This window comes from Streptomyces sp. NPDC000983, assembly GCF_040299205.1.
Lineage (GTDB): Bacteria > Actinomycetota > Actinomycetes > Streptomycetales > Streptomycetaceae > Streptomyces.
The window spans coordinates 183,050-209,041 of record NZ_JBEPBM010000008.1; the positions used below are offsets into that span (position 1 = coordinate 183,050).

General features: G+C 71.4%; 24 protein-coding genes and 1 pseudogene. 14 read left to right on the forward strand and 11 right to left on the reverse strand.

Translation table 11 applies throughout. The annotated features are described in order from the left end of the window. The first annotated feature begins 184 nt into the window (after window positions 1-184). The 6 genes from ABT296_RS12025 to ABT296_RS12050 all read left to right on the forward strand — a co-directional run bounded on the left by ABT296_RS12025 (window position 185) and on the right by ABT296_RS12050 (window position 5,795). On the forward strand, window positions 185-1,021 hold the full coding sequence (locus ABT296_RS12025) for a Sco1979 family transcriptional regulator (protein WP_502977234.1): 837 nt from the start codon (window positions 185-187) through the stop codon (window positions 1,019-1,021). A 106-nt stretch (window positions 1,022-1,127) separates the two neighbouring features. Then, window positions 1,128-2,588 carry an aldehyde dehydrogenase family protein gene (locus ABT296_RS12030; protein ID WP_351925972.1) on the forward strand — a complete coding sequence of 487 codons (1,461 nt, stop codon included), beginning with the start codon at window positions 1,128-1,130 and terminating at the stop codon, window positions 2,586-2,588. A 124-nt stretch (window positions 2,589-2,712) separates the two neighbouring features. After that, window positions 2,713-3,261, forward strand: coding sequence for a DinB family protein (locus tag ABT296_RS12035; RefSeq protein ID WP_351925974.1), 549 nt, complete (start codon window positions 2,713-2,715; stop codon window positions 3,259-3,261). A gap of 106 nt (window positions 3,262-3,367) precedes the next feature. Then, entirely contained in the window at window positions 3,368-4,009 is a 642-nt protein-coding gene (locus ABT296_RS12040; protein WP_351925976.1) for a PadR family transcriptional regulator, read from the forward strand. Window positions 4,010-4,083: 74 nt separating this feature from the next. Next, a complete protein-coding gene (locus ABT296_RS12045) occupies window positions 4,084-5,037 on the forward strand; it encodes an ATP-binding cassette domain-containing protein (protein WP_351925978.1) in 954 nt (317 codons plus the stop codon). Further along, window positions 5,034-5,795, forward strand: a complete 762-nt coding sequence (locus ABT296_RS12050; RefSeq protein ID WP_351925980.1) for an ABC transporter permease — start codon at window positions 5,034-5,036, stop codon at window positions 5,793-5,795. The genes ABT296_RS12045 and ABT296_RS12050 overlap by 4 nt, the downstream gene beginning before the upstream one ends. 195 nt (window positions 5,796-5,990) lie before the next feature. Here ABT296_RS12050 and gad read toward each other — a convergent pair whose 3' ends face one another. Both gad and ABT296_RS12060 read right to left on the reverse strand, forming a co-directional pair. After that, entirely contained in the window at window positions 5,991-7,382 is a 1,392-nt protein-coding gene (gene gad, locus ABT296_RS12055; protein ID WP_351925982.1) for a glutamate decarboxylase, read from the reverse strand. A 26-nt stretch (window positions 7,383-7,408) separates the two neighbouring features. Next, window positions 7,409-8,692: an ion channel protein gene (locus ABT296_RS12060; protein WP_351925984.1), complete on the reverse strand. Its 1,284-nt coding sequence runs from the start codon at window positions 8,690-8,692 to the stop codon at window positions 7,409-7,411. A 124-nt stretch (window positions 8,693-8,816) separates the two neighbouring features. Here ABT296_RS12060 and ABT296_RS12065 point away from each other — a divergent pair, with 124 nt between their 5' ends. Continuing rightward, window positions 8,817-9,578, forward strand: coding sequence for a MerR family transcriptional regulator (locus ABT296_RS12065; RefSeq protein WP_351925985.1), 762 nt, complete (start codon window positions 8,817-8,819; stop codon window positions 9,576-9,578). A 52-nt stretch (window positions 9,579-9,630) separates the two neighbouring features. Here ABT296_RS12065 and ABT296_RS12070 read toward each other — a convergent pair whose 3' ends face one another. Further along, entirely contained in the window at window positions 9,631-9,996 is a 366-nt protein-coding gene (locus ABT296_RS12070; RefSeq protein ID WP_351925986.1) for a YbjQ family protein, read from the reverse strand. A 148-nt stretch (window positions 9,997-10,144) separates the two neighbouring features. On the opposite strand from ABT296_RS12070, the gene ABT296_RS12075 reads away from it, so the two are divergent. Further along, window positions 10,145-11,092: a DedA family protein gene (locus ABT296_RS12075; RefSeq protein ID WP_351925988.1), complete on the forward strand. Its 948-nt coding sequence runs from the start codon at window positions 10,145-10,147 to the stop codon at window positions 11,090-11,092. A gap of 34 nt (window positions 11,093-11,126) precedes the next feature. Here the strand turns inward: ABT296_RS12075 and ABT296_RS12080 are convergent, their stop codons facing one another. Beyond that, window positions 11,127-12,794 (reverse strand): threonine/serine exporter family protein, encoded by a 1,668-nt coding sequence (locus ABT296_RS12080; protein WP_351925990.1) that lies wholly within the window; start codon window positions 12,792-12,794, stop codon window positions 11,127-11,129. 106 nt (window positions 12,795-12,900) lie between these two features. Further along, window positions 12,901-13,392 (reverse strand): inorganic diphosphatase, encoded by a 492-nt coding sequence (locus ABT296_RS12085; protein WP_015658794.1) that lies wholly within the window; start codon window positions 13,390-13,392, stop codon window positions 12,901-12,903. Window positions 13,393-13,471: 79 nt separating this feature from the next. Here ABT296_RS12085 and dacB point away from each other — a divergent pair, with 79 nt between their 5' ends. From dacB to folE, 6 genes are all read left to right on the forward strand, one after another. After that, a complete protein-coding gene (gene dacB, locus ABT296_RS12090; protein WP_351925992.1) occupies window positions 13,472-15,049 on the forward strand; it encodes a D-alanyl-D-alanine carboxypeptidase/D-alanyl-D-alanine endopeptidase in 1,578 nt (525 codons plus the stop codon). A gap of 78 nt (window positions 15,050-15,127) precedes the next feature. Then, window positions 15,128-16,261: an Rv3626c family coenzyme F420 biosynthesis-associated protein gene (locus ABT296_RS12095; RefSeq protein WP_351925994.1), complete on the forward strand. Its 1,134-nt coding sequence runs from the start codon at window positions 15,128-15,130 to the stop codon at window positions 16,259-16,261. Window positions 16,262-16,452: 191 nt separating this feature from the next. Continuing rightward, on the forward strand, window positions 16,453-17,514 hold the full coding sequence (gene tilS / locus ABT296_RS12100; protein WP_351925996.1) for a tRNA lysidine(34) synthetase TilS: 1,062 nt from the start codon (window positions 16,453-16,455) through the stop codon (window positions 17,512-17,514). A 65-nt stretch (window positions 17,515-17,579) separates the two neighbouring features. Then, entirely contained in the window at window positions 17,580-18,140 is a 561-nt protein-coding gene (gene hpt, locus ABT296_RS12105; protein WP_351926116.1) for a hypoxanthine phosphoribosyltransferase, read from the forward strand. 221 nt (window positions 18,141-18,361) lie between these two features. Beyond that, window positions 18,362-20,401, forward strand: coding sequence for an ATP-dependent zinc metalloprotease FtsH (gene ftsH, locus ABT296_RS12110; RefSeq protein ID WP_351925999.1), 2,040 nt, complete (start codon window positions 18,362-18,364; stop codon window positions 20,399-20,401). Window positions 20,402-20,541: 140 nt separating this feature from the next. After that, window positions 20,542-21,147 carry a GTP cyclohydrolase I FolE gene (folE, locus tag ABT296_RS12115; RefSeq protein ID WP_351926001.1) on the forward strand — a complete coding sequence of 202 codons (606 nt, stop codon included), beginning with the start codon at window positions 20,542-20,544 and terminating at the stop codon, window positions 21,145-21,147. Window positions 21,148-21,181: 34 nt separating this feature from the next. Here the strand turns inward: folE and ABT296_RS12120 are convergent, their stop codons facing one another. The 6 genes and pseudogenes from ABT296_RS12120 to ABT296_RS12145 all read right to left on the reverse strand — a co-directional run. Continuing rightward, window positions 21,182-21,670 (reverse strand): DUF3180 domain-containing protein, encoded by a 489-nt coding sequence (locus tag ABT296_RS12120; RefSeq protein ID WP_351926003.1) that lies wholly within the window; start codon window positions 21,668-21,670, stop codon window positions 21,182-21,184. A 55-nt stretch (window positions 21,671-21,725) separates the two neighbouring features. Then, complete coding sequence (gene folK / locus ABT296_RS12125; RefSeq protein WP_351926005.1) at window positions 21,726-22,337, reverse strand: 2-amino-4-hydroxy-6-hydroxymethyldihydropteridine diphosphokinase; 612 nt, start codon at window positions 22,335-22,337, stop codon at window positions 21,726-21,728. After that, complete coding sequence (gene folB, locus ABT296_RS12130; RefSeq protein WP_351926007.1) at window positions 22,334-22,693, reverse strand: dihydroneopterin aldolase; 360 nt, start codon at window positions 22,691-22,693, stop codon at window positions 22,334-22,336. The genes folK and folB overlap by 4 nt, the downstream gene beginning before the upstream one ends. 266 nt (window positions 22,694-22,959) lie before the next feature. Continuing rightward, window positions 22,960-23,463 (reverse strand): nuclear transport factor 2 family protein, encoded by a 504-nt coding sequence (locus ABT296_RS12135; protein ID WP_351926009.1) that lies wholly within the window; start codon window positions 23,461-23,463, stop codon window positions 22,960-22,962. Further along, a complete protein-coding gene (folP, locus tag ABT296_RS12140; RefSeq protein WP_351926011.1) occupies window positions 23,460-24,350 on the reverse strand; it encodes a dihydropteroate synthase in 891 nt (296 codons plus the stop codon). The genes ABT296_RS12135 and folP overlap by 4 nt, the downstream gene beginning before the upstream one ends. Window positions 24,351-24,444: 94 nt before the next feature. Continuing rightward, window positions 24,445-25,811 (reverse strand): annotated as a pseudogene (locus ABT296_RS12145) (phosphatidylglycerol lysyltransferase domain-containing protein); the annotation flags it as partial. Between the last annotated feature and the right edge of the window lie 181 nt (window positions 25,812-25,992).

The window sequence follows — 25,992 nt, forward strand, 5'->3', positions numbered from 1 at the left end:
CCATTTTTTCCGCCATCTTCGCGTGGTTCGCTTGCCTTCCGGCTCCTCCTTCCTGAAAGAAATTTTTGGCTTCTTTCCGTCTGCGTAATCGGACGAGTACAGCTCGGAGTGTTTTAGTGGCAGACTTCGGGCCCTGAAGAGGTTGGGGAGGCTGGCGAACGTGAGCGCGGGAGAGCCCGGATCGGTGGTGCGGCGCATGCTGCTCGGCTCGCAACTCAGGCGGCTGCGTGAGGCACGCGGGATCACGCGTGAGGCGGCGGGTTACTCGATCCGAGCGTCCGAGTCGAAGATCAGCCGGATGGAGTTGGGCCGGGTGAGCTTCAAGACCAGGGACGTCGAAGACCTGTTGACGCTGTACGGCATCACCGACGAGGCCGAGCGCACCTCGCTGCTCTCCCTCGCCAAGGAGGCCAACGTCGCGGGCTGGTGGCACAGTTACTCCGACGTGCTGCCCAGCTGGTTCCCCACCTACGTCGGCCTGGAGGGCGCAGCCGCGCTGATCCGCGCGTACGAGGTGCAGTTCGTGCACGGTCTGCTGCAGACCGAGGACTACGCCCGCGCGGTCGTCCGGCGCGGGATGACGGGCGCGAGCGAGGCCGACGTCGAACGGCGGGTGGCGCTGCGCCTGGAGCGGCAGAAGTACCTGGTCGACGAGAACGCCCCCGAGTTCCACATCGTCCTCGACGAGGCCGCCCTGCGCCGCCCGTACGGCGACCGCGAGGTGATGCGCGGGCAGCTCCAGCACCTGATCGAGATCTCCGAACGCCCCAACGTGCGGCTCCAGATCATGCCGTTCGGCTTCGGCGGGCACTCCGGCGAGTCCGGCGCCTTCACCATCCTCAGCTTCCCCGAGTCCGACCTGTCGGACGTGGTCTATCTGGAGCAGCTGACCAGTGCGCTGTATCTGGACAAGCACGAGGACGTGGCCCAGTACGAGAAGGCGCTGAAGGAGCTCCAGCACGACAGTCCCGGCCCCGACGAGAGCCGCGACCTTCTCCGAGGACTCCTTCAACTGTCTTGAAACACAAGTACGATGACGTGTGATCAGACCGTGGGGACGATCAGAATCTGATCGGGTGTCCGCAGGGATGTCCGCGAGGGGCGTCCGCTAGGGATTGAGGGATCACATGTCGTCGGACTTCACCGACCTGGCCCAGCAGTACATCGACGGTGAGTGGCGCCCGGGGACCGGCTCCTGGGACATCATCGACTTCAACCCGTACGACGGTGAGAAGCTCGCCTCGATCACGATAGCCACGGTCGACGAGGTGGATCAGGCCTACCGGGCCGCCGAGCGCGCCCAGAAGGAATGGGCCGCCACCAACGCCTACGCGCGTCGCGCCGTCTTCGAGAAGGCCCTCCGGCTGATCGAGGACCGCGAGGCGGAGATCAGCGAAATGATCATCGCCGAGCTCGGCGGCACCCGGCTCAAGGCCGCCTTCGAACTGCACCTCGCCAAGGAGTTCCTGCGCGAGGCGGTGCATCTGGCGCTGCGTCCCGAGGGCCGGATCATCCCCTCGCCGGTGGACGGCAAGGAGAACCGCGTCTACCGCGTCCCGGTCGGGGTCGTGGGTGTGATCAGCCCCTTCAACTTCCCCTTCCTGCTGTCGCTGAAGTCGGTCGCGCCGGCCCTCGCGCTCGGCAACGGCGTCGTCCTCAAGCCGCACCAGAACACCCCGATCGTCGGCGGCACCCTGGTGGCGAAGCTCTTCGAGGACGCGGGCCTGCCCGGCGGCCTGCTGAACGTCGTCGTCACCGACATAGCCGAGATCGGCGACGCCTTCATCGAGCACCCGGTCCCGAAGGTCATCTCCTTCACCGGCTCCGACAAGGTCGGCCGCCATGTCGCCACCGTCTGCGCCTCGCACTTCAAGCGCTCGGTCCTCGAACTCGGCGGCAACAGCGCACTGGTGGTCCTCGACGACGCCGACCTCGACTACGCCGTCGACGCCGCGGTCTTCAGCCGCTTCGTCCACCAGGGCCAGGTCTGCATGGCCGCCAACCGCGTCCTGGTCGACCGCTCGGTCGCCGACGCGTTCACCGAGAAGTTCGTCGCCAAGGTGCGCACCCTCAAGGCGGGCGACCCGCGCGACCCGCAGACCGTGATCGGCCCGGTCATCAACTCCTCGCAGGCGGACTCCCTTTCGGGGGTCGTCGAGCAGGCCGTGGCGGAGGGGGCGACCGCCCTGGTGCGCGGCACGACCACCGACAACCTGGTCGAGCCGTCCGTGCTGACCGGCCTCCCGGCCGACTCCGCGCTGCTGCGGCAGGAGGTCTTCGGACCGGTCGTCTTCCTCATCCCCTTCGACGGCGAGGAGGAGGCCGTCCGCCTCGTCAACGACACCCCGTACGGCCTGAGCGGCGCCGTCCACACCGGTGACGTCGAGCGCGGCGTCTCCTTCGCCAAGCGGATCGACACCGGCATGTTCCACGTCAACGACGGCACCGTGCACGACGAGCCGATCGTGCCCTTCGGCGGCGAGAAGGCCTCCGGTGTGGGCAGGCTGAACGGCGAGACGATGCTGGACGCGTTCACCACGCAGAAGTGGATCTCGGTGCAGCACGGGCGCAGCGGCTTCCCGTTCTGATTCCTTCTCCGCTTCCTTCGGCGCGCCGGGCCATCGAGGACAGAAACTGACCTCGATGGCCCGTAGCTTCGTCGGTGTCAGGAGGCCCCAGGGCCCCGATCACCGCGAAGAAAGGCGGCCACCCATGGTCACTCACGTTCCCGCCGAGGCGCACGGCGACGAGCGCGGCGCACTCCTCAGCTTCCTGGCGGAGCAGCGCGGCGGCATCCGCCGGGCGGTGCTGGGCCTGACCGACGAGCAGGCGTCCACCCGGCCGAGCGCCAGCGAGCTCTCCCTCGCCGGGCTGGTCAAGCACGTGGCCGAGGTGGAGCAGGGCTGGATCGCGCGGGCCCGGGGCGAGGAGCCGGCCGTACGCCGGGACCAGTCCAACTGGCACGAGTGCTTCGTCCTGGTCGGCGACGAGACCGTGGCCTCGCAGCTCGCGTACTGGGACAAGGTCGCGGCCGAGACCGAGGCGTTCATCCGCTCGGTGCCCAGCCTCGACGACACCTTCGGCCTGCCCGACCAGCCCTGGTTCCCGCCTCAGGGGCGGGTGTCGATGCGCTGGGTGGCGCTGCACCTGATCCGCGAGACGGCCCGGCACGCCGGGCACGCCGACATCATCCGGGAGTCGCTGGACGGGAAGACGGCGTTCGAACTGGTCGCCCTCGCGGAGGCGGAGGGCACGGCCTGAGCGGGGGCCGCGCGGCCCCCGGGTGCCTACGGACGCCGGGGTACGGACCGGCCGGAGTGCCGGGGGCACGGACCGGCCGCGATGTCGAGGCCATAACCTGGACCGCATGTCAGCGATCCGTCTCCTGGTGCTCGGCGCGGTCCGCCAGCACGGGCGGGCCCACGGCTACCAGGTCCGCAACGACCTGGAGTACTGGGGCGCGCACGAGTGGTCCAACGCCAAGCCCGGCTCGATCTACCACGCCCTGAAGCAGATGGCGAAACAGGGCCTGCTGCACGCGCACGAGATCGCGCCGTCCACGGCCGGCGGCCCGCCCCGGACCGAGTACGAGATCACCGAACAGGGCACCGAGGAATTCCTCCGGCTGGTCCGTGAGGCGCTGACCTCGTACGACCAGAAGATGGACGTGAAGTCGGCGGCCGTCGGGTTCATGGTCGACCTGCCGCGCGCCGAGGCCGTCACCCTCCTCAAGGAGCGCATCCGGCGCGGTGAGGAGTGGCGCTCGGCGGTCACCGACCACTACGTCCCCGAGGAGGGGCCCGCCCAACTGGGCCACATCGGCGAGATCATGAACCTCTGGGTCCACACGGCCGACGCCGAGACCGAGTGGACCCAGGGGCTGATCGAGCGGATCGAAGGGGGCGCGTACACCTTCGCGGGGGAGGGCGAGCCGTTCGTCGGCATCCTCACCGAGGGCCAGGAGAACCCGTACGCGACCGGAGAGCCGCATCCGGGAGATGCTCGCTAATCAAGTTTGACGACTGAGACTCCGGGGTATTAGCCTCCCGCTGGTAGTCAAGTTTGACTAGCGAAGGAGGGTCCGTGGCCGAAACGGCGATCACCGTCGAAGGCGCGACGAAGACGTACGGCGGGAAGAAGGCACTGGACGGGCTCGACCTGAAGGTGGGGCGGGGCACCGTGCACGGCGTGCTCGGGCCCAACGGCGCGGGCAAGACCACCCTGGTCCGCGTCCTTTCCACCCTGGTCCGGCCGGACGCCGGGCGGGTCGAGGTGGCCGGGCACGACGTGCTGACCGAGGCCCGGGCGGTCCGCTTCCGCATCGGCCTGCTCGGCCAGCACGCGGCGCTCGACGAGGAGCTCGGCGGCCGGCAGAACCTCGAGATGTTCGGCCGGCTGTACCACCTCGGCGCCCGCCACGCGCGCGTGCGGGCCGACGAACTGCTGGAGCGCTTCGGTCTCGCCGACACCGGCCGCAAGGCGGTACGGCAGTACAGCGGCGGTATGCGCCGCCGCCTGGACCTGGCCGCGTCCCTGATCACCGACCCGGAGGTGCTGTTCCTGGACGAGCCCACGACCGGACTCGACCCGCGCGGCCGCGCCGAGGTGTGGAGCGCGGTCCGCTCCCTGGTCGGCGGCGGTACGACGGTCCTGCTCACCACCCAGTACCTGGAGGAGGCCGACCAGCTCGCCGACCGGATCTCGGTGGTCGACTCCGGCCGGGTGATCGCCGACGGCACGTCCGACGAACTGAAGGCCGTGACCGGCGGCGACCGCATCGACATCGTCCTGCGGGAGGCGGGGCAGTTGGGTGCCGCCGTCGCCCTGCTGCCGTTCGACGCGGCGGGCGTCCGGGTCGACGCCGACCGCCGTCTGCTCAGCGCCCCGGTCACCGACCGGATGGCAGCGCTCTCCGGGGCCGTCCGGGCCCTTCAGGAGGCCGGGATCGCGGCGGAGGACATCGCCCTGCGCCGCCCCACCCTGGACGAGGTGTTCCTGCACCTCACCGGTGACCCCCGAGTGAAGGAGGCCGTGTGACCACCTACGCACTGACCGACTCCTGGACCATGACCCGCCGTGAACTCGCCCACTGGGCACGGCAGCCGGCCCAGATGGCCGTCGGGCTGGTCTTCCCGGTGATGCTGCTGCTGATGTTCGGCTACCTGATCGGCGGCGGCCGGGGCGTCGGCGGCGCGTACCTCGACTACCTGGTGCCCGGCATGCTCGCGCTGACCATGGCCTTCGGCCTGGAGGGCACCATGCTCGCCGTCACCACGGACCTCAACAAGGGTGTGATCGACCGCTTCCGCTCGATGCCGATGGCCAACGGCGCGGTGCTGGTGGGCCGTTCGATCGCCGACATGCTCCAGTCGGCGCTCGCCCTGCTGATCATGATCGCCGTCGCTCTCGCCCTGGGCTGGCGCGCGCACGGCGGTGCCGCGGCCTTCGTCGGCGCGATCGGCCTGCTGCTGCTCTTCCGCTTCGCGATGCTGTGGATCGGCATCCATCTGGCGCTGGTCGCGGGCAAGCCGGAGATGGTGCAGGCCGTGCAGATCCTGGTCTGGCCGGTCGGCTTCCTGTCCAACGCCATCGCCAGCCCCGAGTCCATGCCCGGCTGGCTGGGCACGGTGGTCGAGTGGAACCCCATGTCCCACACGGCGACCGCCGTACGGGACCTCTTCGGCGGGCCGGGCGGGGAGGCGGGGCACGTGTGGCCGGCGGTCGGCTGGTCGCTGGCGCTGCTCGCCGTGTTCTTCCCGCTCGCGGTGCGGAGGTTCGCGGGGCTGAGCAAGTGATCCGGATTTCGTAGGCCGGGATGTGGAACCCCGGGCCGGTCCGCGGTGTACCAGAAGCAGCGGTCCGTTTCCGGACACCGCGGATCGGGGGGTTCCATGGGAAAGCGTCCACCGGGGACATGGTTGCGCGCGGCGTTGACGCGGCTTCTGGCGCTCGCGCGCCGCTTACGCCGGACAGGTGACGCGCGGCGCGGCCTAGTGGTGGAAGGAGGTCGCGCCCTCGTCCCGGGCCAGGGGGCCCGACTGCCGCCGCAGTTCCGGCAGCAGCTGCTTCAGGTCGTCCACGAGCAGGCCGGCGAGGTCGGTGGAGAAGCCGTTGCGGCACACCACCCGCAGCACGGACAGGTCCTCCCGGTTCGGCGGGAAGGTGTACGCGGGCACCAGCCAGCCCTGCTCCCGCAGCCGGCGGGAGACGTCGAAGACGTTGTAGGCCGTCACCTCGGGTGCCGTGGTGAAGGCGAAGACCGGCAGCTCGTCGCCCCGGGTGAGCAGCCGGAAGTCGCCGAGGTCCTCGATCTGCCCGGCGAGGTGGCCGGCGACGTCCCGGGAGGTCTGCTGCACGGCCCGGTAGCCCTCGCGGCCGAGCCTGATGAAGGTGTAGTACTGCGCGACGACCTGGGCGCCGGGCCGCGAGAAGTTCAGCGCGAAGGTCGGCATGTCGCCGCCCAGGTAGTTCACCCGGAACACCAGTTCCTCGGGCAGCGCCTCCCGGTCCCGCCACAGCGCCCAGCCGACGCCCGGGTAGACCAGCCCGTACTTGTGCCCCGAGGTGTTGATGGACGCCACCCGCGGGAGCCGGAAGTCCCAGACCAGGTCCTCGTCGAGGAAGGGGGCGACCATCGCGCCGGACGCGCCGTCCACGTGCACCGGGATGTCGAGCCCGGTGCGTTCCTGGAGGGTGTCCAGGGCGGCGCACAGGTCGGCGATGGGCTCGTAGGACCCGTCGAAGGTGGAGCCGAGGACGCCCACGACCCCGATGGTGTTCTCGTCGCACAGCTCGGCCGCGGCCTGCGGGTCGAGGTGGAACCGCTCGCCCTCCATGGGCACCAGCCGGGCCTCCACCTCCCAGAAGTTGCAGAACTTCTCCCAGCAGACCTGGACGTTGACGCCCATGACCAGGTTGGGCCGGCCCCCGGTGTTCCGTTTGCTCCACCGGCGCTTGAGCGCCATGCCCGCGAGCATGCACGCCTCGCTGGAACCGGTCGTGGAACAGCCCACGGCGGCCGACGGGTCGGGGGCGTGCCACAGGTCGGCGAGCATCGCCACGCAGCGCCGCTCCAGTTCGGCGGTGCGCGGGTACTCGTCCTTGTCGATCATGTTCTTGTCCCGGCACTCCGCCATCAGCACCCCGGCCTGCGGCTCCATCCAGGTGGTGACGAAGGTGGCGAGGTTCAGCCGGGAGTTGCCGTCCAGCATCAGTTCGTCGTGCACGAGCTGGTAAGCCGTCGACGGTGTCAGCGGATGGTCCGGCAGCCGGTGGTCGGGGGGCGCCTCGGTCATGCCGCTGACCGGGTTGGCCTCGCCGTAGAAGGGGTTGACGGTGCGGGGGCGGCCGTCGGGGCGTTCGGGTCCCTTGTGCAGTGCCATGGGCGTCTCCTTGCGGGTGGGGGAGTTCAGCGGACCTGGGTGCCGTCCTCGCGCAGCTGCATCTGGACACGGCCGGTGACCAGCAGCCAGGCGGGCAGCGAGGCGATGCAGAGCAGGGCGAGGATGGCGGGGGAGGACACCAGTACGGCGGCGGTGAACAGGCTCACCCAGCCCTGCCGGGTGACGGCGAGCAGGACACCGAGCACACCGGCCGAGACGGCGAGCGACGGATGCACGCCCGGGACCAGGGCGTGGGCGCACAGCCCGAAGGCCACGCCGACGAACACGGAGGGGAAGATCCGCCCGCCCCGGAAGCCGCAGCAGGCGGCGACGAGCAGCGCGGCCAGTTTGACCACCGCCATGGTCGCGAACTCGCCCGCCGACCAGCCGTCGGGATCGGCCGCCAGCTCACCGATCTCCTCCAGCCCCTTGAAGAGCGTCAGATGGCCGCCCAGGGCTCCCAGCAGGCCCAGCACGAAGCCGCCCACCGGGAGCATCAGCATCGGGTGCCGCAGCTTGGCGAAGGCGGCGTGGACGTACGGGAAGGCGTACACGGCCGCCATGCCCAGGATCGCGCCCGCCGAGGCGATCACCAGGGCGGCCAGCAGATCGCTCCAGCCGGGATGGTCCAAGGGGGGCAGACCGAGGTCGAAGGTCGGCTCGTCCAGCAGCGCGGTGGTCATGGCGCCGGCCGCGGCCGCCATCAGCGGGGCGAAGACGTTGTCCCACAGCGCGCCCCGGACCTGGCGCCCGGCCAGCGCCTCGGAGATCACCAGCGCCGCCGCCACCGGCGTGCCGAACAGGGCGCCGATGGTCGCCGCCTCCGCGAGCATCGGCCACAGCGCCCCGGGCGCCCGGGGCAGGTACCGGCGGCCGATCCAGAACGCCAGTCCCACATTGACGGCGATGATCGGGTTCTCGGGGCCCAGGCTCGGGCCGCCCGCGAGCATCAGGGCGGTGGCCAGCAGCAGACCGGGAAGGACGGCGGGCGGCAGGACGGGTGCGTCCAGACCGGTGGTGGCCGGGTCGGGTCCGGCGTGGCCGGGCACCTTCCACACCACCAGACCCACGGCCACCCCGGTGGCGGTGAGCATCACGAGCATCCACAGCACGGAGTAGCGGCCCACGCCGAGCGCGTCGGGCAGGGTCTGCCACAGCACGTCCTGGAGGGCCTCGGCGGCCGCGCTCACGCCCAGCAGCAGCAGGCTGGCACCCACGCCCACCACCAGGGCGGGGAGGGTCAGCGGCAGCAGGGTGCGTGCCGGGGTCGAGGGGGCCGCGGGCGCCTGAGGCGCGGAGTCCTGAGCCACGAGGGAAACGATAAACGGACAATGCACCCAAAGCAGGCGGAGCGGGCGGGGTGGGGTGCGGACTTGCACCTCACGCGGCGTGAGGCAGCACCGTGGAGCGCGTACCGAGAAGGGAGCGGACGAAGTGAGCTATTCCGTGGGACAGGTCGCCGGCTTCGCCGGAGTGACGGTGCGCACCCTGCACCACTACGACGGCATCGGGCTGCTCGTGCCCAGCGAGCGCAGCCACGCGGGCCACCGGCGCTACGGCGACGGCGACCTCGACCGGCTGCAGCAGATCCTGTTCTACCGGGAACTCGGCTTCCCGCTCGACGAGGTCGCCGCCCTGCTCGACGACCCGGACGCCGATCCGCGCGCGCATCTGCGCCGCCAGCACGAACTGCTGACCGTCCGGATCCAGAAGCTCCAGAAGATGGCGGCGGCCGTGGAACAGGCCATGGAGGCACGCAGGATGGGCATCAACCTGACCCCCGAGGAGCGGTTCGAGGTCTTCGGCGACAAGGACCCCGACCAGTACGCCGAGGAGGCGGAGGCGCGCTGGGGCGGCACGGAGGCGTACGCGGAGTCGCAGCGCCGGGCCGCGAGCTACACCAAGGAGGACTGGAAACGCATGCAGGCCGAGGTGGCCGAGTGGAGCGAGCGCTACTCGGCCCTGATGGCGGGCGGTGAACCCCCGACGGGCGAGCCCGCCATGGACATGGCCGAGGAACACCGCCGGCACATCTGCACCTGGTTCTACGAATGCCCGTACGAACTCCACCAGTGCCTGGGGGACATGTACGTCGCGGACGAGCGCTTCAAGGCGTTCTACGACGCCATGCGCCCGGGCCTGGCCGAGCATCTGCGGGACGCGATCAAGGCGAACGCGGCCCGTCGGACCGCGTGAGCCCCGGTCCTGGTCCGGGCCCGCTCCGGGTCCGCTCCCGAGCCGCTCGGGTCTACTCCCGGGCCAGGACCACGGCCGTCCCGTAGGCGCACACCTCGGTGCCGGCGTCGGCGGCGTCGGTGACGTCGAAGCGGAAGGCCAGCACGGCGTTGGCCCCGCGCGCGCGGGCCTGCTCGACCAGCCGTTCCATGGCCTGGTTGCGGGTCTGCACGAGCGTCTTGGTGAGCCCTTTGAGCTCACCGCCGATCATCGACTTCAGGCCCGCGCCGATCTGGCTGCCGAGGTGCCGGGAACGCACCGTCAACCCGAAGACCTCGCCGATGACCTCCTGCACCCGGTGACCGGGCACGTCGTTCGTGGTGACCACCAGGACATCGGCCTGGGGGCCCTGTCCGCCGCCGTACTCATCGATACCCATGGTTCACAGCTTTGTCCGGGCCGGGGCACAGCGCATCCTCTGCGCATCCATGGAACCTGGGGCTCCAGCGGTGCGTTGGTACCAGTGCCGCGTTGGTACTTTTAGCAACCAGCCCCCGCCCGCCCCACCCCGCAGGAGCCACGAACCCGTGACCACGCTTGCGCTCGGCCCCGAGTGGCTCAGCCCGGACTACCTGATCGAGACCTTCAGCCTGCCCGGCATTCTGCTGATCGTCTTCGCGGAGTCGGGCCTCTTCGCCTTCCTGCCCGGTGACTCGCTGCTCTTCACGGCGGGCCTCTTCGTGGCCGAGGGGTCGTACATCACCCAGCCGCTGTGGCTGGTCTGCACCCTGATCGTGCTCGCCGCCGTCATCGGTGACCAGGTCGGCTACATGATCGGCAAGTTCTTCGGGCCGAAGCTCTTCAACCGCCCCAACTCCAAGCTCTTCAAACAGGAGAACCTGGAGAAGGCCCACGAGTTCATGGAGAAGTACGGTCCCAAGGCCATCGTGCTGGCCCGGTTCGTGCCGATCGTGCGGACCTTCGCGCCCATCGTGGCCGGCGCCGGCCGGATGAAGTACCGCACCTTCCTGACGTACAACATCATCGGCGGTATCGCCTGGGGCACCGGCGTCACCCTCGCGGGCTACTGGCTCGGTCAGATCGGCTTCATCAAGGCGAACGTCGAGCCGATCCTGATCCTGATCGTTCTCCTGTCGGTCGTCCCGCTCATCGTCGAGTACCTCCGCGAGCGCTCCAAGAAGAAGCGCGCCGCGGCCGAGGCCCCGGCCGACCCGGACCGCCACCAGCAGCAGAACCAGCAGCACCCGCAGAACCAGCAGTACCCGCAGGCGATGGACGACGCGACGACCCAGCTCCGCCGCATCGACCCCACCGACGAGCCGCCCCAGCAGTACTACGGGCAGCAGCAGCCCTACGCCGAGCCGCAGCCCTACGCCCAGCAGCACCCGCAGCAGTACGGCAACCCGCAGTACGGCGGTCAGCAGGGCGGTCAGCAGTACGGGAACCAGCCCTACGGCGGCCAGCAGTACGACCACCAGCAGAACGGCCAGTACCCCCACAACCAGGGGTACTAGACGCCCAGGGGGGCGCGGGGTACCGCGGAGCCGCTCAGAAACCCCGAGTGCGCTTCGCTGCCCTGCGCCCCGCCATGGAGCCCCCCGGGACCCGCAGGAACAGCCGCGAGATCTCCGAGCCCAGATTGACCCCGATCGCGATCGCCATGGCCAGGGACGCCGCCGTGGCCAGCGACACCAGCCCCTTGTCCACCTCGTTCTGCGCGATCGACAGCAGCCCGAAGTAGGTGGCGGAACCCGGCAGCAGCGGCCCGATCGCCGCGGTCGTGTAGGGCAGGGCGGACGCGAACCGGAACCGCGACAGCAGCTGGCCGAACAGCCCCACGAGCCCCGCCGCCACGGCCGTGGAAGCCACCGGCGACAGCCCGCCGGCGTAGTGCAGCGCCCCGTACACCGACCAGGCGACACCGCCGTTCAGCGTCACGGCCAGCACGGTGGACCGTTCCTGCTGAAGCAGCACCGCGAAGGTCAGCGACAGCAGCATCGACGCGCCGATCTGCCACAGCGGCCGCTCGGAGACGTTCAGCGCCGCGTCCGGGTTGAGCTTGGCCCCCAGGTTCACCCCGAAGTACAGGATCACCAGCACCCCGGCGACGATCCCCACGAAGAAGTACATGACCTCCAGCAGGCGCGCGGACGCGGTGATGTAGAAGCCGGTCAGGCCGTCCTGCACACCCGCCACCAGGGCCCGCCCCGGCAGCAGCGCGAACAGCCCACCGGTGATCACGGCGGACGCCTTCGCGTCCACGTGCGCCAGGTTCAGCGCGACCCCTATCGCGGCCGGAGGCATCGCGGCCACCGTGAACTGGTAGAACTCCGGCAGCCCCCGCCCCGCGCACAGCCAGGCCAGCCGGTCGCCGAGCATGGCGCCCATCGCGGCGGCGATGAACACGATCAGGTCACCGCCGACCAGCACCGAGGCCGCGCCCGCCAGCAGCCCGCTCGCCGAGGTCAGCACCCACGTCGGATACGGGTGCCGGTTGCGCCGGATCTCCGCCAGCCGCCGGTAGGCCTCCTCCAGGGAGAGGTGGTTCTCCGGGTCGCTGAGGTCGTCGACCAGCCGGAACACGGCCGCGAGCCGGGTGTAGTCGGTCCCGCGCCGCCGTACCGTCCGCGCCGCCGAGACCGGGTCGTCCACCAGGGACGGCTGGTAGGAGATCGACAGCAGGGTGAAGGTGACGTTCGGCTCGCAGCGGTCCAGGCCGTAGGAGCGGCAGACCGCGAACATGGCCGCCTCGACGTCCTCCGCGCCCTCGCCGCCCGCCAGCAGCAGCTCACCGATACGCAGGGTCAGGTCGAGCACGCGCGGGACGGCCGGACCCTCCTCCTCGGCCCGCGGGGCCCGCTCCGGAGCCGGCCGCTCCGCCACCGGCATCCGCAGCATGGTGCGCATCCGGTCCTGCCACGGCACGTTCTTGGTCAGGCTGACCGCGGGCATACCGGACGCCGGGGTGAACGCCGGGGGAGCGTCCCTGGAGTGGTACGTCCGCGGCGTGCTGAACGCCGACCCCTCCGGTTCGGCGGGCGGGCCCGACGGCGTGTCCATGCCGTCCGGGAGCGCGAACTCGGAGGTCGTCTCGGGGTCGGGGCCGCCTCTGGGGACGGCCAGCCCCCGGGGGATGGCGAATTCGGATGTGATCTCGGGGTCGAACGTGCTGGTCGCCTCGTCCGACCGCGGCTTGCGGTCCTCCGCCTCCGTCACTTGCGCAGAGCTCCCTGTACGACACCTCAAGGCCAGGCCACAGTATGCGCACAACAACACGACGGGCCGCACGCGTGCGCGTGCGGCCCGTTCGTGGACTGGGGGCTCAGTGGCCGCCCTGGTCCTTGAAGCGCTTGTAGGAACGCTCGATCTCGGCCTCGGCCTCGGTGCGGCCGACCCAGTCGGCGCCCTCGACGGACTTGCCGGGCTCCAGGTCCTTGTAGACCTCGAAGAAGTGCTGGATCTCCAGGCGGTCGAACTCCGAGACGTGGTGGATGTCGCGCAGGTGCTCCTGGCGCGGGTCCGTCGCCGGAACGCACAGCAGCTTGTCGTCGCCGCCGGCCTCGTCGGTCATCCGGAACATGCCGATCGCGCGGCACTTGATGAGGCAGCCCGGGAAGGTCGGCTCGTCCAGGATGACCAGCGCGTCCAGCGGGTCGCCGTCCTCGCCGAGGGTGTTCTCGACGAAGCCGTAGTCGGTCGGGTAGGCGGTCGAGGTGAAGAGGCGACGGTCCAGGCGGATCCGACCGGTCTCGTGGTCCACCTCGTACTTGTTCCGCGAACCCTTCGGAATCTCGATCGTGACGTCGAACTCCACCGGTGGCTCCTCCATGATCAGCACATAGTTCTGGTGATTAAGTGTCCCTCACGCAGGTGTGTGATCGCGAAAGGGGCTGGTGGTCGTGCCGGAGCTGAGGCCTTGGCGGGCCGCGGGACCGCGGCTGGCACGGATCGCGGGCGCCGTACGACCGCGTCTCGCACGGGCCGTCACGGCCGCACGACCCCGTGTCGCTCGGCTCGGCCGAGCCGTCTCGACGCAGGTCACAAGGCCGAAGACCTGGCAGTACACCACCGGCGCCGCCACCGCGGGCCTCGCGCTGGCCGTCGGGGTGGTGACCGCCGCCGGTCCCTGGGACTCCTCGGGTCAGCGTACGGCCGAGCGCGACCTGGCAGCCGCCCGGGACCACACGGGTGGCGCAGATCACGGTCGTAGATCCGCTACGGCGGCCGAGGCGCCCCGACCCGCTCCGAGTGCGGCAGCCGTTCTCACCGGCCTCGGCAAAGTCACCGGCGGGCCGCGGTCCACCGTCGGCACCAAGGCCCTGGCCGGAGTCCTGGACCCGCTCCTGGACGCCCCCGGACTCGGCGCCCGCCGCGCCGCCGCCGTCGTGGACGTGACCACCGGGGAGCGCCTGTACGGCGCCGGCGACGGCACCGCGCTCACCCCCGCCTCCACCACGAAGATCGCCACCGCGGCGGCCGCCCTGTCCGCCCTCGGCCCCGACCACCGCCTCACCACCCGCACCGCCCTGGAACCCGGCACCGGCGAACTCGTCCTCGTCGGCGGCGGCGACCCCACCCTCACCGCCCGCGAGGACGCCGACGGCAACGCGAGCCTGCGCACCCTCGCGAAGGACACGGCCGCCGCCCTGAGGAAGGACGGCGTGCGCGAGGTGACCCTGTCGTACGACACCACCCTCTACGCGGGCGACGAGGTCCACCCGATCGGGGTCAACGACAACCTCGCCGAGGTCACCGCCCTGATGGCCGACGAGGCCCGCACCGACGACTCCGACCGCGGCCCGGCCCCCCGGGTGAGCGACCCGGCGGCCGACGCGGCCCGCACCTTCGGCGACCTGCTCGCCGGACACGGCGTCAAGACGTCGTCGCCGGGCCCCTCCAAGGCGACCGCCCGCGCCGAGACGCTCGCCGAGGTCTCCTCCCCGCCGCTCGCGGCACTCGCCGAACGGATGCTCACCAACAGCGACAACGACATCGCCGAGGCCCTCGCCCGGCACACCGCCCTCGCCACCGGCGAGCGCCCCGACTTCGACGGCGCGGGCCGCGCGATCCACGCCGAGCTCAAGAAGCTCGGACTGCCCGTGAAGGGCGCCGACTTCAAGGACGGCAGCGGCCTCGACCGCGACGACCGCCTCACGGCCCGCCTGCTGACGGCCCTGCTCGCCAGGTCCGGCGACCCCGCCCACCCCGAACTCCGCCCGATCCTGACGGGCCTGCCCGTGGCGGGCTTCACCGGCACCCTGGCCGGCCGCTACACGGACGGCGCGGCCGGCCTCGTACGGGCCAAGACCGGCACCCTGACGGGCGTGAACGCCCTGGCCGGAACCGTCGTGGACCGGGACGGCCATCTGCTGGCCTTCGCGTTCCTGGCGGCCGACACGACGGACCCCGGGGCGGCCCAGGCGGCGCTCGACGCGGCGGCGAACGCCCTCGCGGCGTGCGGATGCGCCTGACCGAGCCCGCACCCGACCCCGCGGGCGGGCGGCCGCGACGCCCTGCCCCCGGCGGCGGCGCTCACGTACGGTTGACGCATGACGAGCATCGGTGGTGCCGCAACTCCTGGGATGGTCGACTGGAATCTCGCGGTGGCGACCGCGACCCGGCTCGTACGGCCGGGACCGGAGGTCAGCCGTGACGAGGCCCGTGCCGTCGTCGCGGAGCTGCGCCGGCACGCCAAGTCCTCGGAGGAACACGTCCGGGGCTTCACCCGGCTGGGCACCGAGGACACCCACGACACCCCCGTCCTCGTCGTCGACCGGCCGGGCTGGGTCCGGGCCAACGTCGCCGGGTTCCGCGAACTCCTCAAGCCGCTCCTCGACAAGATGCAGGAGCGCCGCAGCGACTCGCCCGGCGGAGCGGTCCTCGGCACCGTCGGCGGCAAGGTGACGGGCGTCGAACTCGGCATGCTGCTGTCGTTCCTGGCCTCCCGGGTCCTCGGCCAGTACGAGACCTTCGCCCCCGCCACCCGCGACCTGCCCGCCGGGGCGAACGGCGGCGGCCGGCTGCTGCTGGTCGCGCCGAACATCGTGCACGTGGAGCGTGAACTCGACGTCCAGCCGCACGACTTCCGTCTGTGGGTGTGCCTGCACGAGGAGACCCACCGCACCCAGTTCACGGCCGTGCCTTGGCTGCGGGACCACCTGGAGGGCGAAATCCAGTCGTTCCTGGGGGAGACCGAGGTCGACCCCATGACGGTGCTGGAGCGGGTCCGCGAGGCCGCGCAGTCCCTGGCCGGCGGCCGGCCCGAGGGCGAGGAGGAGGACGGCGGCCGTTCCTTCGTCGAGATCGTGCAGACCCCGGCCCAGCGCGAGATCCTCGGCCGGCTCACCGCGGTGATGTCCCTGCTGGAGGGGCACGCGGACTTCGTCATGGACGGTGTCGGCCCGGACGTCGTGCCGTCCGTCGCCGAGATCCGCGAGAAGTTCCAGCAGCGGCGGGCCAAGGGCGCGTCCCGACTGGACCTGGCGCTGCGCAAACTGCTCGGCCTGGACGCCAAACTCCGCCAGTACCGCGACGGCGAGCGCTTCGTGCGGGCCGTCGTCGACGAGGTCGGCATGGACGGCTTCAACCGTGTGTGGACCTCACCGAACACCCTCCCGACCAAGGCGGAGATCGCCAAACCGGCGGACTGGGTCGCGCGGGTGCACCGAAAGGCCGAGTCGTGAACCCCTGGAGACGGTCGTGAACCGAATCCGGCCGACGGCAGGCGAACGCCCCTCCAATCACCCGTCCGAGGGACCGTGAGCCATGCGTAGGCGTGCAATGCTCGGGGAACCGCCCGCTTCTGTCACCATCTACACACTCTGAGTGACCGGACTCGGGCTCACCCCCCGAAATTTCATGAAGGGAACCGGACATGGGTCCCCATCCTGCGGTCGCGGCGATACGCCTGGCGGTCCGCCGCGTCCTCCACGACATCCTCACCACCCACCCGTCCACCACCGCCCCCGAACCCCTCCAGCCTCTCGATCCCTCCCCCGGCCTGTCCGCGCACGAGCGCCGGCCGTCGCCGCTCGTGCTCGTGGCGTGCTCCGGCGGCGCCGACTCGATGGCCCTCGCCTCCGCCCTGGCGTTCGAGGCCCCCAAGCTCGGCATCCGCGCCGGCGGTGTCACCGTCGACCACGGTCTCCAGCCCGGCTCCGATCTGCGCGCCGGGGAGGTCGTCCTGCGCTTGCGCGAACTCGGCCTGGATCCCGTCGAGTCGGCCGCCGTCACCGTGGGCCGCGCCGGCGGGCCCGAGGCCGCCGCCCGGGACGCCCGCTACGCCGCCCTGGACTCCGCCGCCCAGCGCCTCGGCGCCACCGCGATCCTGCTCGGCCACACCCGCGACGACCAGGCCGAGACGGTCCTGCTCGGCCTCGCCCGCGGCTCCGGTATCCGCTCCCTGTCCGGCATGGCCGCGGTCTCGGGGGCCGACGGCCGCTACCGGCGCCCCTTCCTGGAGCTGGACCGGCAGACCGCCCGCCGGGCCTGCATGGTGCAGTCGCTGCCCGTCTGGGACGACCCGCACAACGCCGACCCCGCCTACACCCGCTCCCGGCTGCGTCACGAGGGACTGCCCGCCCTGGAGAAGGCGCTCGGCAAGGGCGTCGTGGAGGCACTCGCCCGTACGGCCCAACTGTCCCGCGACGACGCCGACGCGCTCGACGCCTGGGCCAGCCAGGCCGACCCCTCCGTGCGCGACGCCACCGGGCTGCTGGAGTGCGCCAAGCTCTACGCCCTCCCGCCCGCCGTACGGCGCAGGATCCTGCGCCGCGCCGCCATCGAGGCGGGCGCTCCGGCGGGCTCGCTGTTCGCCCGGCACATCGAGGAAGTCGACCGGCTGATCACCGGATGGCGCGGTCAGGGGGCCATCAATCTCCCCGGCAAAGTCGTCGCCCAGCGTCAGGGTGGCAGACTGGTGATCCGGCAAGGCTGAATCCTCGCCCGTCGGTCCCCGCTGTGGGGGTCCGGGGTGGGCAGCCGGTGGGACGACCGAAAGTGATGCGGGTGGACGCGAACGACATGGGTGCCGACCTTCAGCAGGTACTCATCACCAAAGAAGAGATCGACGCGAAGCTGGTCGACCTGGCCGCGAAGATCGACGCGGAGTACGCGGGCAAGGACCTGCTGATCGTCGGTGTGCTCAAGGGCGCGGTGATGGTCATGGCCGACCTCGCCCGGGCGCTGTCCACCCCCGTCACCATGGACTGGATGGCCGTGTCCTCCTACGGCGCGGGCACCCAGTCCTCCGGCGTGGTGCGGATCCTCAAGGACCTCGACACCGACATCAAGGGCCGGCACGTCCTGATCGTCGAGGACATCATCGACTCCGGCCTGACGCTGTCGTGGCTGCTGTCCAACCTCGGCTCCCGCGAGCCGGAGTCGCTCAAGGTCTGCACCCTGCTGCGCAAGCCGGACGCGGCCAAGGTCGCCATCGACGTCGAGTGGGTCGGCTTCGACATCCCCAACGAGTTCGTCGTGGGCTACGGCCTCGACTACGCCGAGAAGTACCGCAACCTCCCGTTCGTCGGTACGCTCGCGCCTCACGTCTACGGCGGCTGAAGCACGGCCGACGCCGCGCGCCCGGCCCGGCACTGAGCCACAAGGGCGACGCCGGTAGGACCATCGGGAACCCCAGCACGGTTCGCGCCGTTGGAGCATGCAGAGACGGGATTGCCAGCCGTCCCCTGCGGCTTCGGGCAACAATGCTGGGGTACCGTCAGAAGAACTGTCTTATCAAACTCACTATGGCAGGAGGGACGGGGCGGCTCCGCTCCGTATGGATGGACGTGAAGCGATACTTCCGTGGGCCGGTCATGTGGATCGTGCTGGCCGTCCTTGCCGTGGTCGTGTTGATGCAGGTCGTCGGCTCGTCCGGTGGCTACAAGACGGTGGACACCGGCCAGGTCGTCCAGGCGATCAATGACAACAAGGTCGAGTCGGCCAAGCTGACCACCGGCGACGAGCAGACCATCAAGGTCCAGCTCAAGGACGGCGTAAAGATCGAGGACAGCTCGAAGATCCAGGCGAGCTACATCGGCGATCAGGGTGTGACCATCGCCAGCACCCTGCAGGCGAAGTTCCAGGACAAGCAGATCCCGGACGGTTACACGGTCTCGCCGACCAAGCAGAACGCCTTTGTGAGCATCCTGCTCTCGCTGCTGCCCTTCGTTCTCATCGTCGTCGTGTTCCTGTTCCTGATGAATCAGATGCAGGGCGGCGGCTCCCGAGTGATGAACTTCGGGAAGTCCAAGGCCAAGCTGATCACCAAGGACACCCCCAAGACGACGTTCGCCGACGTCGCCGGTTCGGACGAGGCGGTCGAGGAACTCCACGAGATCAAGGAGTTCCTCCAGGAGCCCGCCAAGTTCCAGGCCGTCGGCGCCAAGATTCCCAAGGGCGTACTCCTGTACGGCCCTCCCGGCACCGGCAAGACCCTGCTCGCGCGCGCTGTCGCGGGCGAGGCGGGCGTGCCGTTCTACTCGATCTCCGGTTCCGACTTCGTCGAGATGTTCGTCGGTGTCGGTGCCTCCCGGGTCCGTGACCTGTTCGAGCAGGCCAAGGCGAACGCCCCGGCGATCGTCTTCGTCGACGAGATCGACGCGGTCGGCCGCCACCGCGGCGCCGGCCTCGGCGGTGGTCACGACGAGCGCGAGCAGACCCTGAACCAGCTGCTCGTCGAGATGGACGGCTTCGACGTGAAGGGCGGCGTCATCCTGATCGCCGCCACGAACCGGCCCGACATCCTCGACCCGGCGCTGCTGCGTCCCGGCCGTTTCGACCGGCAGATCGCGGTCGACCGTCCGGACATGCAGGGCCGTCTGGAGATCCTCAAGGTCCACCAGAAGGGCAAGCCGGTCGCGCCGGACGTCGACCTCTCGGCCGTCGCCCGCCGTACGCCCGGCTTCACGGGTGCCGATCTGTCCAACGTCCTGAACGAGGCCGCCCTGCTGACGGCCCGCTCGGACAAGAAGCTGATCGACAACCACATGCTCGACGAGGCCATCGACCGCGTCGTGGCGGGCCCGCAGAAGCGGACCCGGATCATGTCGGACAAGGAAAAGAAGATCACCGCGTACCACGAGGGCGGCCACGCCCTGGTCGCGGCGGCCTCCCCGAACTCCGACCCGGTGCACAAGATCACGATCCTGTCCCGGGGCCGTGCCCTCGGCTACACGATGGTCCTGCCGGACGAGGACAAGTACTCGACCACGCGCAACGAGATGCTCGACCAGCTCGCCTACATGCTGGGCGGCCGCGCGGCCGAGGAACTGGTCTTCCACGACCCGACCACGGGTGCCGCGAACGACATCGAGAAGGCCACCACCACGGCCCGCGCGATGGTCACGCAGTACGGCATGACCGAGCGTCTGGGCGCGATCAAGTTCGGCGGCGACAACACCGAGCCCTTCCTCGGCCGTGAGATGGCCCATCAGCGCGACTACTCGGAAGAGGTCGCCGCGCTGGTGGACGAGGAGGTCAAGAAGCTGATCGAGACGGCGCACAACGAGGCCTGGGAGATCCTGGTCGAGAACCGCGACGTCCTCGACAACCTGGTCCTCGCGCTGCTGGAGCGGGAGACGCTGGGCAAGGAGGAGATCGCCGAGATCTTCGCCCCCATCGTCAAGCGCCCGCCCCGGCCCGCCTGGACCGGCTCCTCCCGGCGTACGCCGTCCACCCGTCCGCCGGTGCTCTCCCCCAAGGAGCTCGCCCTGACGAACGGCGCCAACGGCTCGACCCCGGCGATCAGCACCGCCAAGTCGGCCCTCCCCGAGCCCGCCCCGGTGGCGGAGCCGGCGCCCGAGGAGCGGCCCGAGAGCTGAGTACCGGCTCCGGTCCTCGGACCGGGCCCGGAATGGATGCCGCGCCCCCCTGGTTCTAGCCTGGGGGGCGCGGCATTTCGCATGCCCGCAGTTCAGACGCGTGCCCCACGCGCGCCACCCGCAGAGGAACGAGGCACCACATGACCGACCCGGTGACGCTGGACGGCGAGGGCCGCATCGGCGAGTTCGACGAGAAGCGCGCCGAGAACGCCGTACGCGAGCTGCTGATCGCGGTCGGCGAGGACCCGGACCGCGAGGGGCTCAGGGAGACGCCCGGCCGGGTGGCTCGGGCGTACAAGGAGATATTCGCGGGGCTGCGGCAGAAGCCGGAGGACGTGCTGACGACGACCTTCGACCTCGGGCACGACGAGATGGTCCTGGTGAAGGACATCGAGGTCTACAGCACCTGTGAGCACCATCTGGTGCCGTTCCGGGGCGTGGCGCACGTGGGGTACATCCCGGCGACCACCGGCAAGATCACGGGGCTGTCCAAGCTGGCGCGGCTCGTCGACGTCTACGCGCGCCGTCCCCAGGTGCAGGAACGACTCACCACGCAGATCGCGGACTCCCTGATGGAGATCCTGGAGCCGCGGGGCGTGATCGTGGTCGTGGAGTGCGAGCACATGTGCATGTCGATGCGGGGCATCCGCAAGCCCGGTGCCAAGACCCTCACCTCGGCGGTGCGCGGTCAGCTGAGGGACGCGGCCACCCGCAACGAGGCGATGAGCCTGATCATGGCGCGCTGAGGGCGGCCGTCGTGAGCGCCCGGTCAGAAGGACCCTAGGCGGCGGGTGCCGCCCCGGTGCCGTTGTGCTCGTCGTCCTCCGGGAGCTTGCAGACGCGCTCCAGGAAGATGGCCGCCGCTATCACGGCGATGCCCGCGACGACCGAGAAGCCGGCGTAGATGGCCTGGTCGCGGCGGGCGGGGATGTCCAGGGACTCCAGCAGGAAGACGCCTGTGCCGCCGTACATGCCGGCGACGAGCGCGGCGACCAGGGCGCTGGCCTGGCCGAAGACGACCGCGCGGGCCGCCATCAGCGGGTCGACGCCCTTGGCTCCGGGGCGGCGCTCCCGCTGGGCCTTGAGACGGGCCCGCAGGGAGAGCGCCGTGGCCAGCAGCACGACGGCGATCAGGGCGAGCACGACGGGCGCGGCCAGGGGGACGCTCGGCAGGGTCCCGACCGAGTTCCACAGGCGGGCACCCGCCCAGGACAGGACGCCCGCCACCACGAACACTCCGGCCAGCACCCTGATGCGCAGCTCTTTCACGGCGTCCCTTCAGCTCCCCCGCTCCCACGGACTGTGGTCGTCTCGACCTTAACGACTACTCGGGCAGTCGGAGTTCCAGGTCGCCGCGGGCGGTGACGCCCTCACGGGTGACGGTGGAGAGCAGGTCGGCGACGGCGCCGCGGCCGGGCAGCCGGGCCTCGGGGTCCAGGTCGTGCCACGGGGCCAGGACGAAGGCGCGTTCGTGGGCGCGCGGGTGGGGGAGGGTCAGCGCCGGGTCGTCGGAGACGACGTCGGCGTAGGCGACGATGTCGACGTCGAGGGTGCGCGGGCCCCAGCGCTCGTCCCGGACGCGGTGGAAGGCCTCCTCGACCGCCTGGCCCCGCTCCAGCAGCGAGGACGGCGGCAGGGTCGTCTTCAGGACCACGACGGCGTTGAAGTAGGACGGCTGGCTGCCGGGCGCCACGCCCCAGGGCTCCGTCTCGTAGACCGGGGAGACGCCTTTGACGCGGACGCCGGGGGTGTCCTCCAGGGCGTCGATGGCGCCCTGGAGCGTCTCCAGGCGGTTGCCGAGGTTCGAGCCGAGGGAGATCACCGCGCGCTGCGGGTTGTGCAGGGTGGTGTCGGCGGCGTCGACCTTCTCCACGACGGACGCGGGTACCGGCTGGACGGTCGGGTCGCTCTGACCCTCGGTGAAGGACGCGGTCATGCTCGGCTCCGGGTGATGGTGACGGTCACGTCGTCGAAGGGGACCGTGATCGGCGCGTCGGGCTTGTGGACGCGGACCTCGACCTCCTGGACCCCCTCGTGCCCCAGACAGGTCCGGGCGATGCGTTCGGCGAGCGTTTCGATGAGGTTGACCGGCTCCCCCTCGACCACGGCGACGACCTCCTCGGCGACGATGCCGTAGTGCACGGTCTTCGCCAGGTCGTCGTCCGCGGCGGCCGGGCGGATGTCCAGGCCCAGCACCAGGTCCACGATGAAGGTCTGGCCCTCCTCGCGCTCCTTGGGGAACACCCCGTGGTACCCGCGGGCCTTCAGGCCGCTCAGCGCGACACGATCCACGCGAATCACTCCTGCAATCGTCGGTAGCGGCCGGTCCGTGCCGTGTGCGGGCGGCACACCGGCCTCGGACGAATCTACCCGCGGGCACTGACAGAGCCGTCGCACGGGGGCGGCGGCCCGGCCCGGTGCCGGAGGCTTCACCAGGTGTTTCCCCTGGGGAACCCGGCGGCTCACGGGTCGGTAGCCGCCCCTACCCGGGTGGCGTGAATCCAACCCCGTGTTGGTCCCTGTGGGGGCCTTGCCGCCAGGTGCGCCGGGTCGTCCGCTCAGGAGGGTGAACCCTCGTCGTCCTCCTGGTCGGTCTCGGTCAGGACCGGCGAGGCGTGGTGGGACCAGACCTTCCAACCCGCGGGGGTCCGCCGGAAGACGTTGGTGGCGACCACGAGCTGGCCGACGAGCGGACCCAGCTCCTCACCGCCCTCGGGCGCCGGGCCGCCGCTGAGGATGTTCTCGGTGCAGGTCACCACCGCGGTGTCGCCGGTGACGGAGACCCGCAGATCGGTGAGGAAGAACTGGATGTACTCCGTGTTCGCCATGATCAGCGCGTACGACCTGAGAACCTCGCCGCGGCCGGTCAGCACCGGCCAGCCGGGGTGCACGCAGGAGATCACCCCGGTGTCCGCGGGGTCGTGGTACGTCTCGTCGACGCCGAGGTCGGCCGGGGCGAGCCAGAGCGAGGACAGTTCCTCGAAGTCGCCGCGCTCCATGGCCTCGTAGAAGGCGGTGTTCGCCGCCTCCACCTGCTCGACGTCGGTGTGCGGGGCGCTCACCGGGCTCCTTCCGCGGTGCGCTCGTCGTCCCGTGCTCCCTGTACGGCGCGGGCGACCCGTACCGCGTCCGCCGTCGCGCGGACCTCGTGGACCCGTACCGCCCAGGCGCCGGCGTGGGCGGCGAGGGCGGAGACCGCCGCCGTGGCCGCGTCGCGCTCCCGGGCGGGCGGTGGCGCGCTCCGCGGACCGGCGAGGACCCGGCCGAGGAAACGCTTGCGGGAGGCGGCGACCAGCAGCGGGTGGCCGAGGCCGAGCAGCCGGTCGAGGTGGGCGAGGAGCACGAGGTCGTGCTCGGCGTCCTTGGAGAAGCCGAGGCCGGGGTCGACGACGACGCGGTCGGGCGCGATGCCGCCGGCGAGGACGGCCTCCACGCGCGCGTGGAGTTCGCCGACGACCTCGGTGACGACGTCGGCGTAGACGCCCTTGACGTTGCCGCCCTCCAGGAAGCCGCGCCAGTGCATGACGACGAAGGGGGCGCCGGCGTCGGCGACGACCGGGATCATCGCCGGGTCGGCGAGGCCGCCGCTGACGTCGTTGACCAGGGCGGCGCCGGCCGCGAGGGACTGTTCGGCGACGCGGGCGCGCATGGTGTCCACGGAGACGGTGACGCCCTCGGAGGCGAGGCCGCGGACGACGGGGATGACGCGCTTGAGCTCCTCGGCCTCGTCGACGCGGGTGGCGCCGGGGCGGGTGGACTCGCCGCCGACGTCGATCAGGTCGGCGCCCTCGGCGACCAGGGCGAGGCCGTGCTTGACGGCCGCCGTCGTGTCGAACCAGCGGCCGCCGTCGGAGAAGGAGTCGGGGGTGACGTTCACGACCCCCATGACCGCGCAGCGGTCCCAGTCAGGAAGGCCTGCCACGGGCCCGCGTCCGCTCTGCTTGCTCATACGTTCAGCGTAGGCCCCGGGCGGGGGCGCGCAGGTCCCGCGGTGGGGCTTGGGAGGGGGAGACGGCGCGGGGGTCGCGGCCGGCCGCGAGGGTCCGGTGGGTGGTGGCGATCAGACGGGTGCCGTCGGCGGGGGCGGCGATCCGGCGGCGGGCCACGGGGAGGCACGGCGGGTGACGGTGGTGGTGGCCGTGTCGCGCCGGCGTGCGGTGCCGCACCGGTGTGCGGTGACGCGCCAGCGGGCGGTGACGCGCCAGCGGGCGGTGGCGCGGCGCACGCGGGTCGGTTCGGGTTCGCCGAGGTCATGGACTGGTCGGGCCGGGGTTCCGTAACCGGCTCGCCCGATGCGTGCGGCCGTCCGGCGCGCCCTTCGCATCGCGCGGCCGGCGAGAGGGAAATCCGCGCCGCCCACCACCTCCCCGTCGCCCGGTGGGAGGGCGTCCAGGCCGGTCTCGCGGTGCCAGACCTCGCCGCCGGTCCCGGAGCAGCCCGTGACGGCGGGCGTCCAGGAGCGGGCCCGGGCCACGTCCATGAACCGCTCGATGGCGCCCGGCCACGCCTCGGCGTCGCCGATCGGGTCGCCCTCGGCGAGCATCACTCCGGAGACGACGCGGTAGACCACCGCCGCCCGGCCGCTCGGTGAGAAGACGACAGCGGCGTCCCGGCGGGGCGCGGCACGTCCGCCGTGCCGCTCCAGCAGGGCCCTCAGACGAGCCGTGTCGTCCTCGGTCGGACGGGCGGCAGGGCGCCCGGGGCGCAGGGCGAGGTGGACCGTGGTGACGACGGTGAGCAGACCGAGGGCGCCCAGCGAGCAGGCGACGGTCCAGGCGGTCGTACCCCGGTAGTCGACCGGGCCCTCGAAGCCGAACAGGCCGTACAGGACGTGGGTGATGCGGTCCGCGAGGCTCGGGTCGCCGACCAGGGTCCCCGGATGGACGCTGACGATGACGAGCCCGAGTGCGAGCGAACCGGCCCCCATGAGGACGAGGTTGGCGAGCGCGCGCCAGCGGCTGCGGGGGCCGGGCAGCGCCGTGAACCGGTCGCGGTGACGCAGCAGCGCGGCCAGCAGGGCCAGCGGGACCACGGTGCCCAGCAGGGAGGGGCGGTGGGCGAGCTGGGCCGCGGCGCCGGCCGGGAGCAGGACCGCCGCCGCCCGCCACGCCCGGCGCTCGCCGCGCCGCAGTCCGGGCGCGAGCAGCAGCAACAGCACGCCCGCGCCGAGCGAGAGGGCCGCCGCGAACGGGCCGAGCGTCCCGGGGAGTATCTCGGCGAGCGGGCGCACCCTGCCGTGCCGGAGGTGGGGGAAGACGCCGGACACGATGTCCAGGGCGCCTGCGAGGGCGCAGGCCCGTCCGACGACGAGGGGCACCGCCTCGGGGCGCGGGCCGCGCGGGAATCGGCGCGGGCCGCGCCGTCGCCGGGGACTCCCGCCCGCCGTATCCGCATCAGTCCTGACAGACATCGCATCCTGTGGTTCCGTCGATTCGGGCATCCGGCGACATTGCGCCCTCTAGGACGGTGGCTCGGGGGCAGTGGTTCACTCGCCGCGCCGAAGCCGTGTCCAGGGCGGGGGAAAGATCCGGGCAAGTCCCCTGCCGGATTGGTCCGGTGGCGCCCGCCGTGCGTCGGCCGACGCGCCGTCA

Coding starts and splice junctions, on each gene's coding strand:
- ABT296_RS12030 (WP_351925972.1), top strand. CDS start 1,128: ATGTCGTCGGACTTCACCGACCTGGCCCAGCAGTACATCGACGGTGAG.
- ABT296_RS12035 (WP_351925974.1), top strand. CDS start 2,713: ATGGTCACTCACGTTCCCGCCGAGGCGCACGGCGACGAGCGCGGCGCA.
- ABT296_RS12040 (WP_351925976.1), top strand. CDS start 3,368: ATGTCAGCGATCCGTCTCCTGGTGCTCGGCGCGGTCCGCCAGCACGGG.
- gad (WP_351925982.1), bottom strand. CDS start 7,382: ATGGCACTGCACAAGGGACCCGAACGCCCCGACGGCCGCCCCCGCACC.
- ABT296_RS12070 (WP_351925986.1), bottom strand. CDS start 9,996: ATGGGTATCGATGAGTACGGCGGCGGACAGGGCCCCCAGGCCGATGTC.
- ABT296_RS12095 (WP_351925994.1), top strand. CDS start 15,128: ATGACGAGCATCGGTGGTGCCGCAACTCCTGGGATGGTCGACTGGAAT.
- tilS (WP_351925996.1), top strand. CDS start 16,453: ATGGGTCCCCATCCTGCGGTCGCGGCGATACGCCTGGCGGTCCGCCGC.
- hpt (WP_351926116.1), top strand. CDS start 17,580: ATGCGGGTGGACGCGAACGACATGGGTGCCGACCTTCAGCAGGTACTC.
- ftsH (WP_351925999.1), top strand. CDS start 18,362: ATGGACGTGAAGCGATACTTCCGTGGGCCGGTCATGTGGATCGTGCTG.
- folE (WP_351926001.1), top strand. CDS start 20,542: ATGACCGACCCGGTGACGCTGGACGGCGAGGGCCGCATCGGCGAGTTC.
- folK (WP_351926005.1), bottom strand. CDS start 22,337: ATGACCGCGTCCTTCACCGAGGGTCAGAGCGACCCGACCGTCCAGCCG.
- folP (WP_351926011.1), bottom strand. CDS start 24,350: ATGAGCAAGCAGAGCGGACGCGGGCCCGTGGCAGGCCTTCCTGACTGG.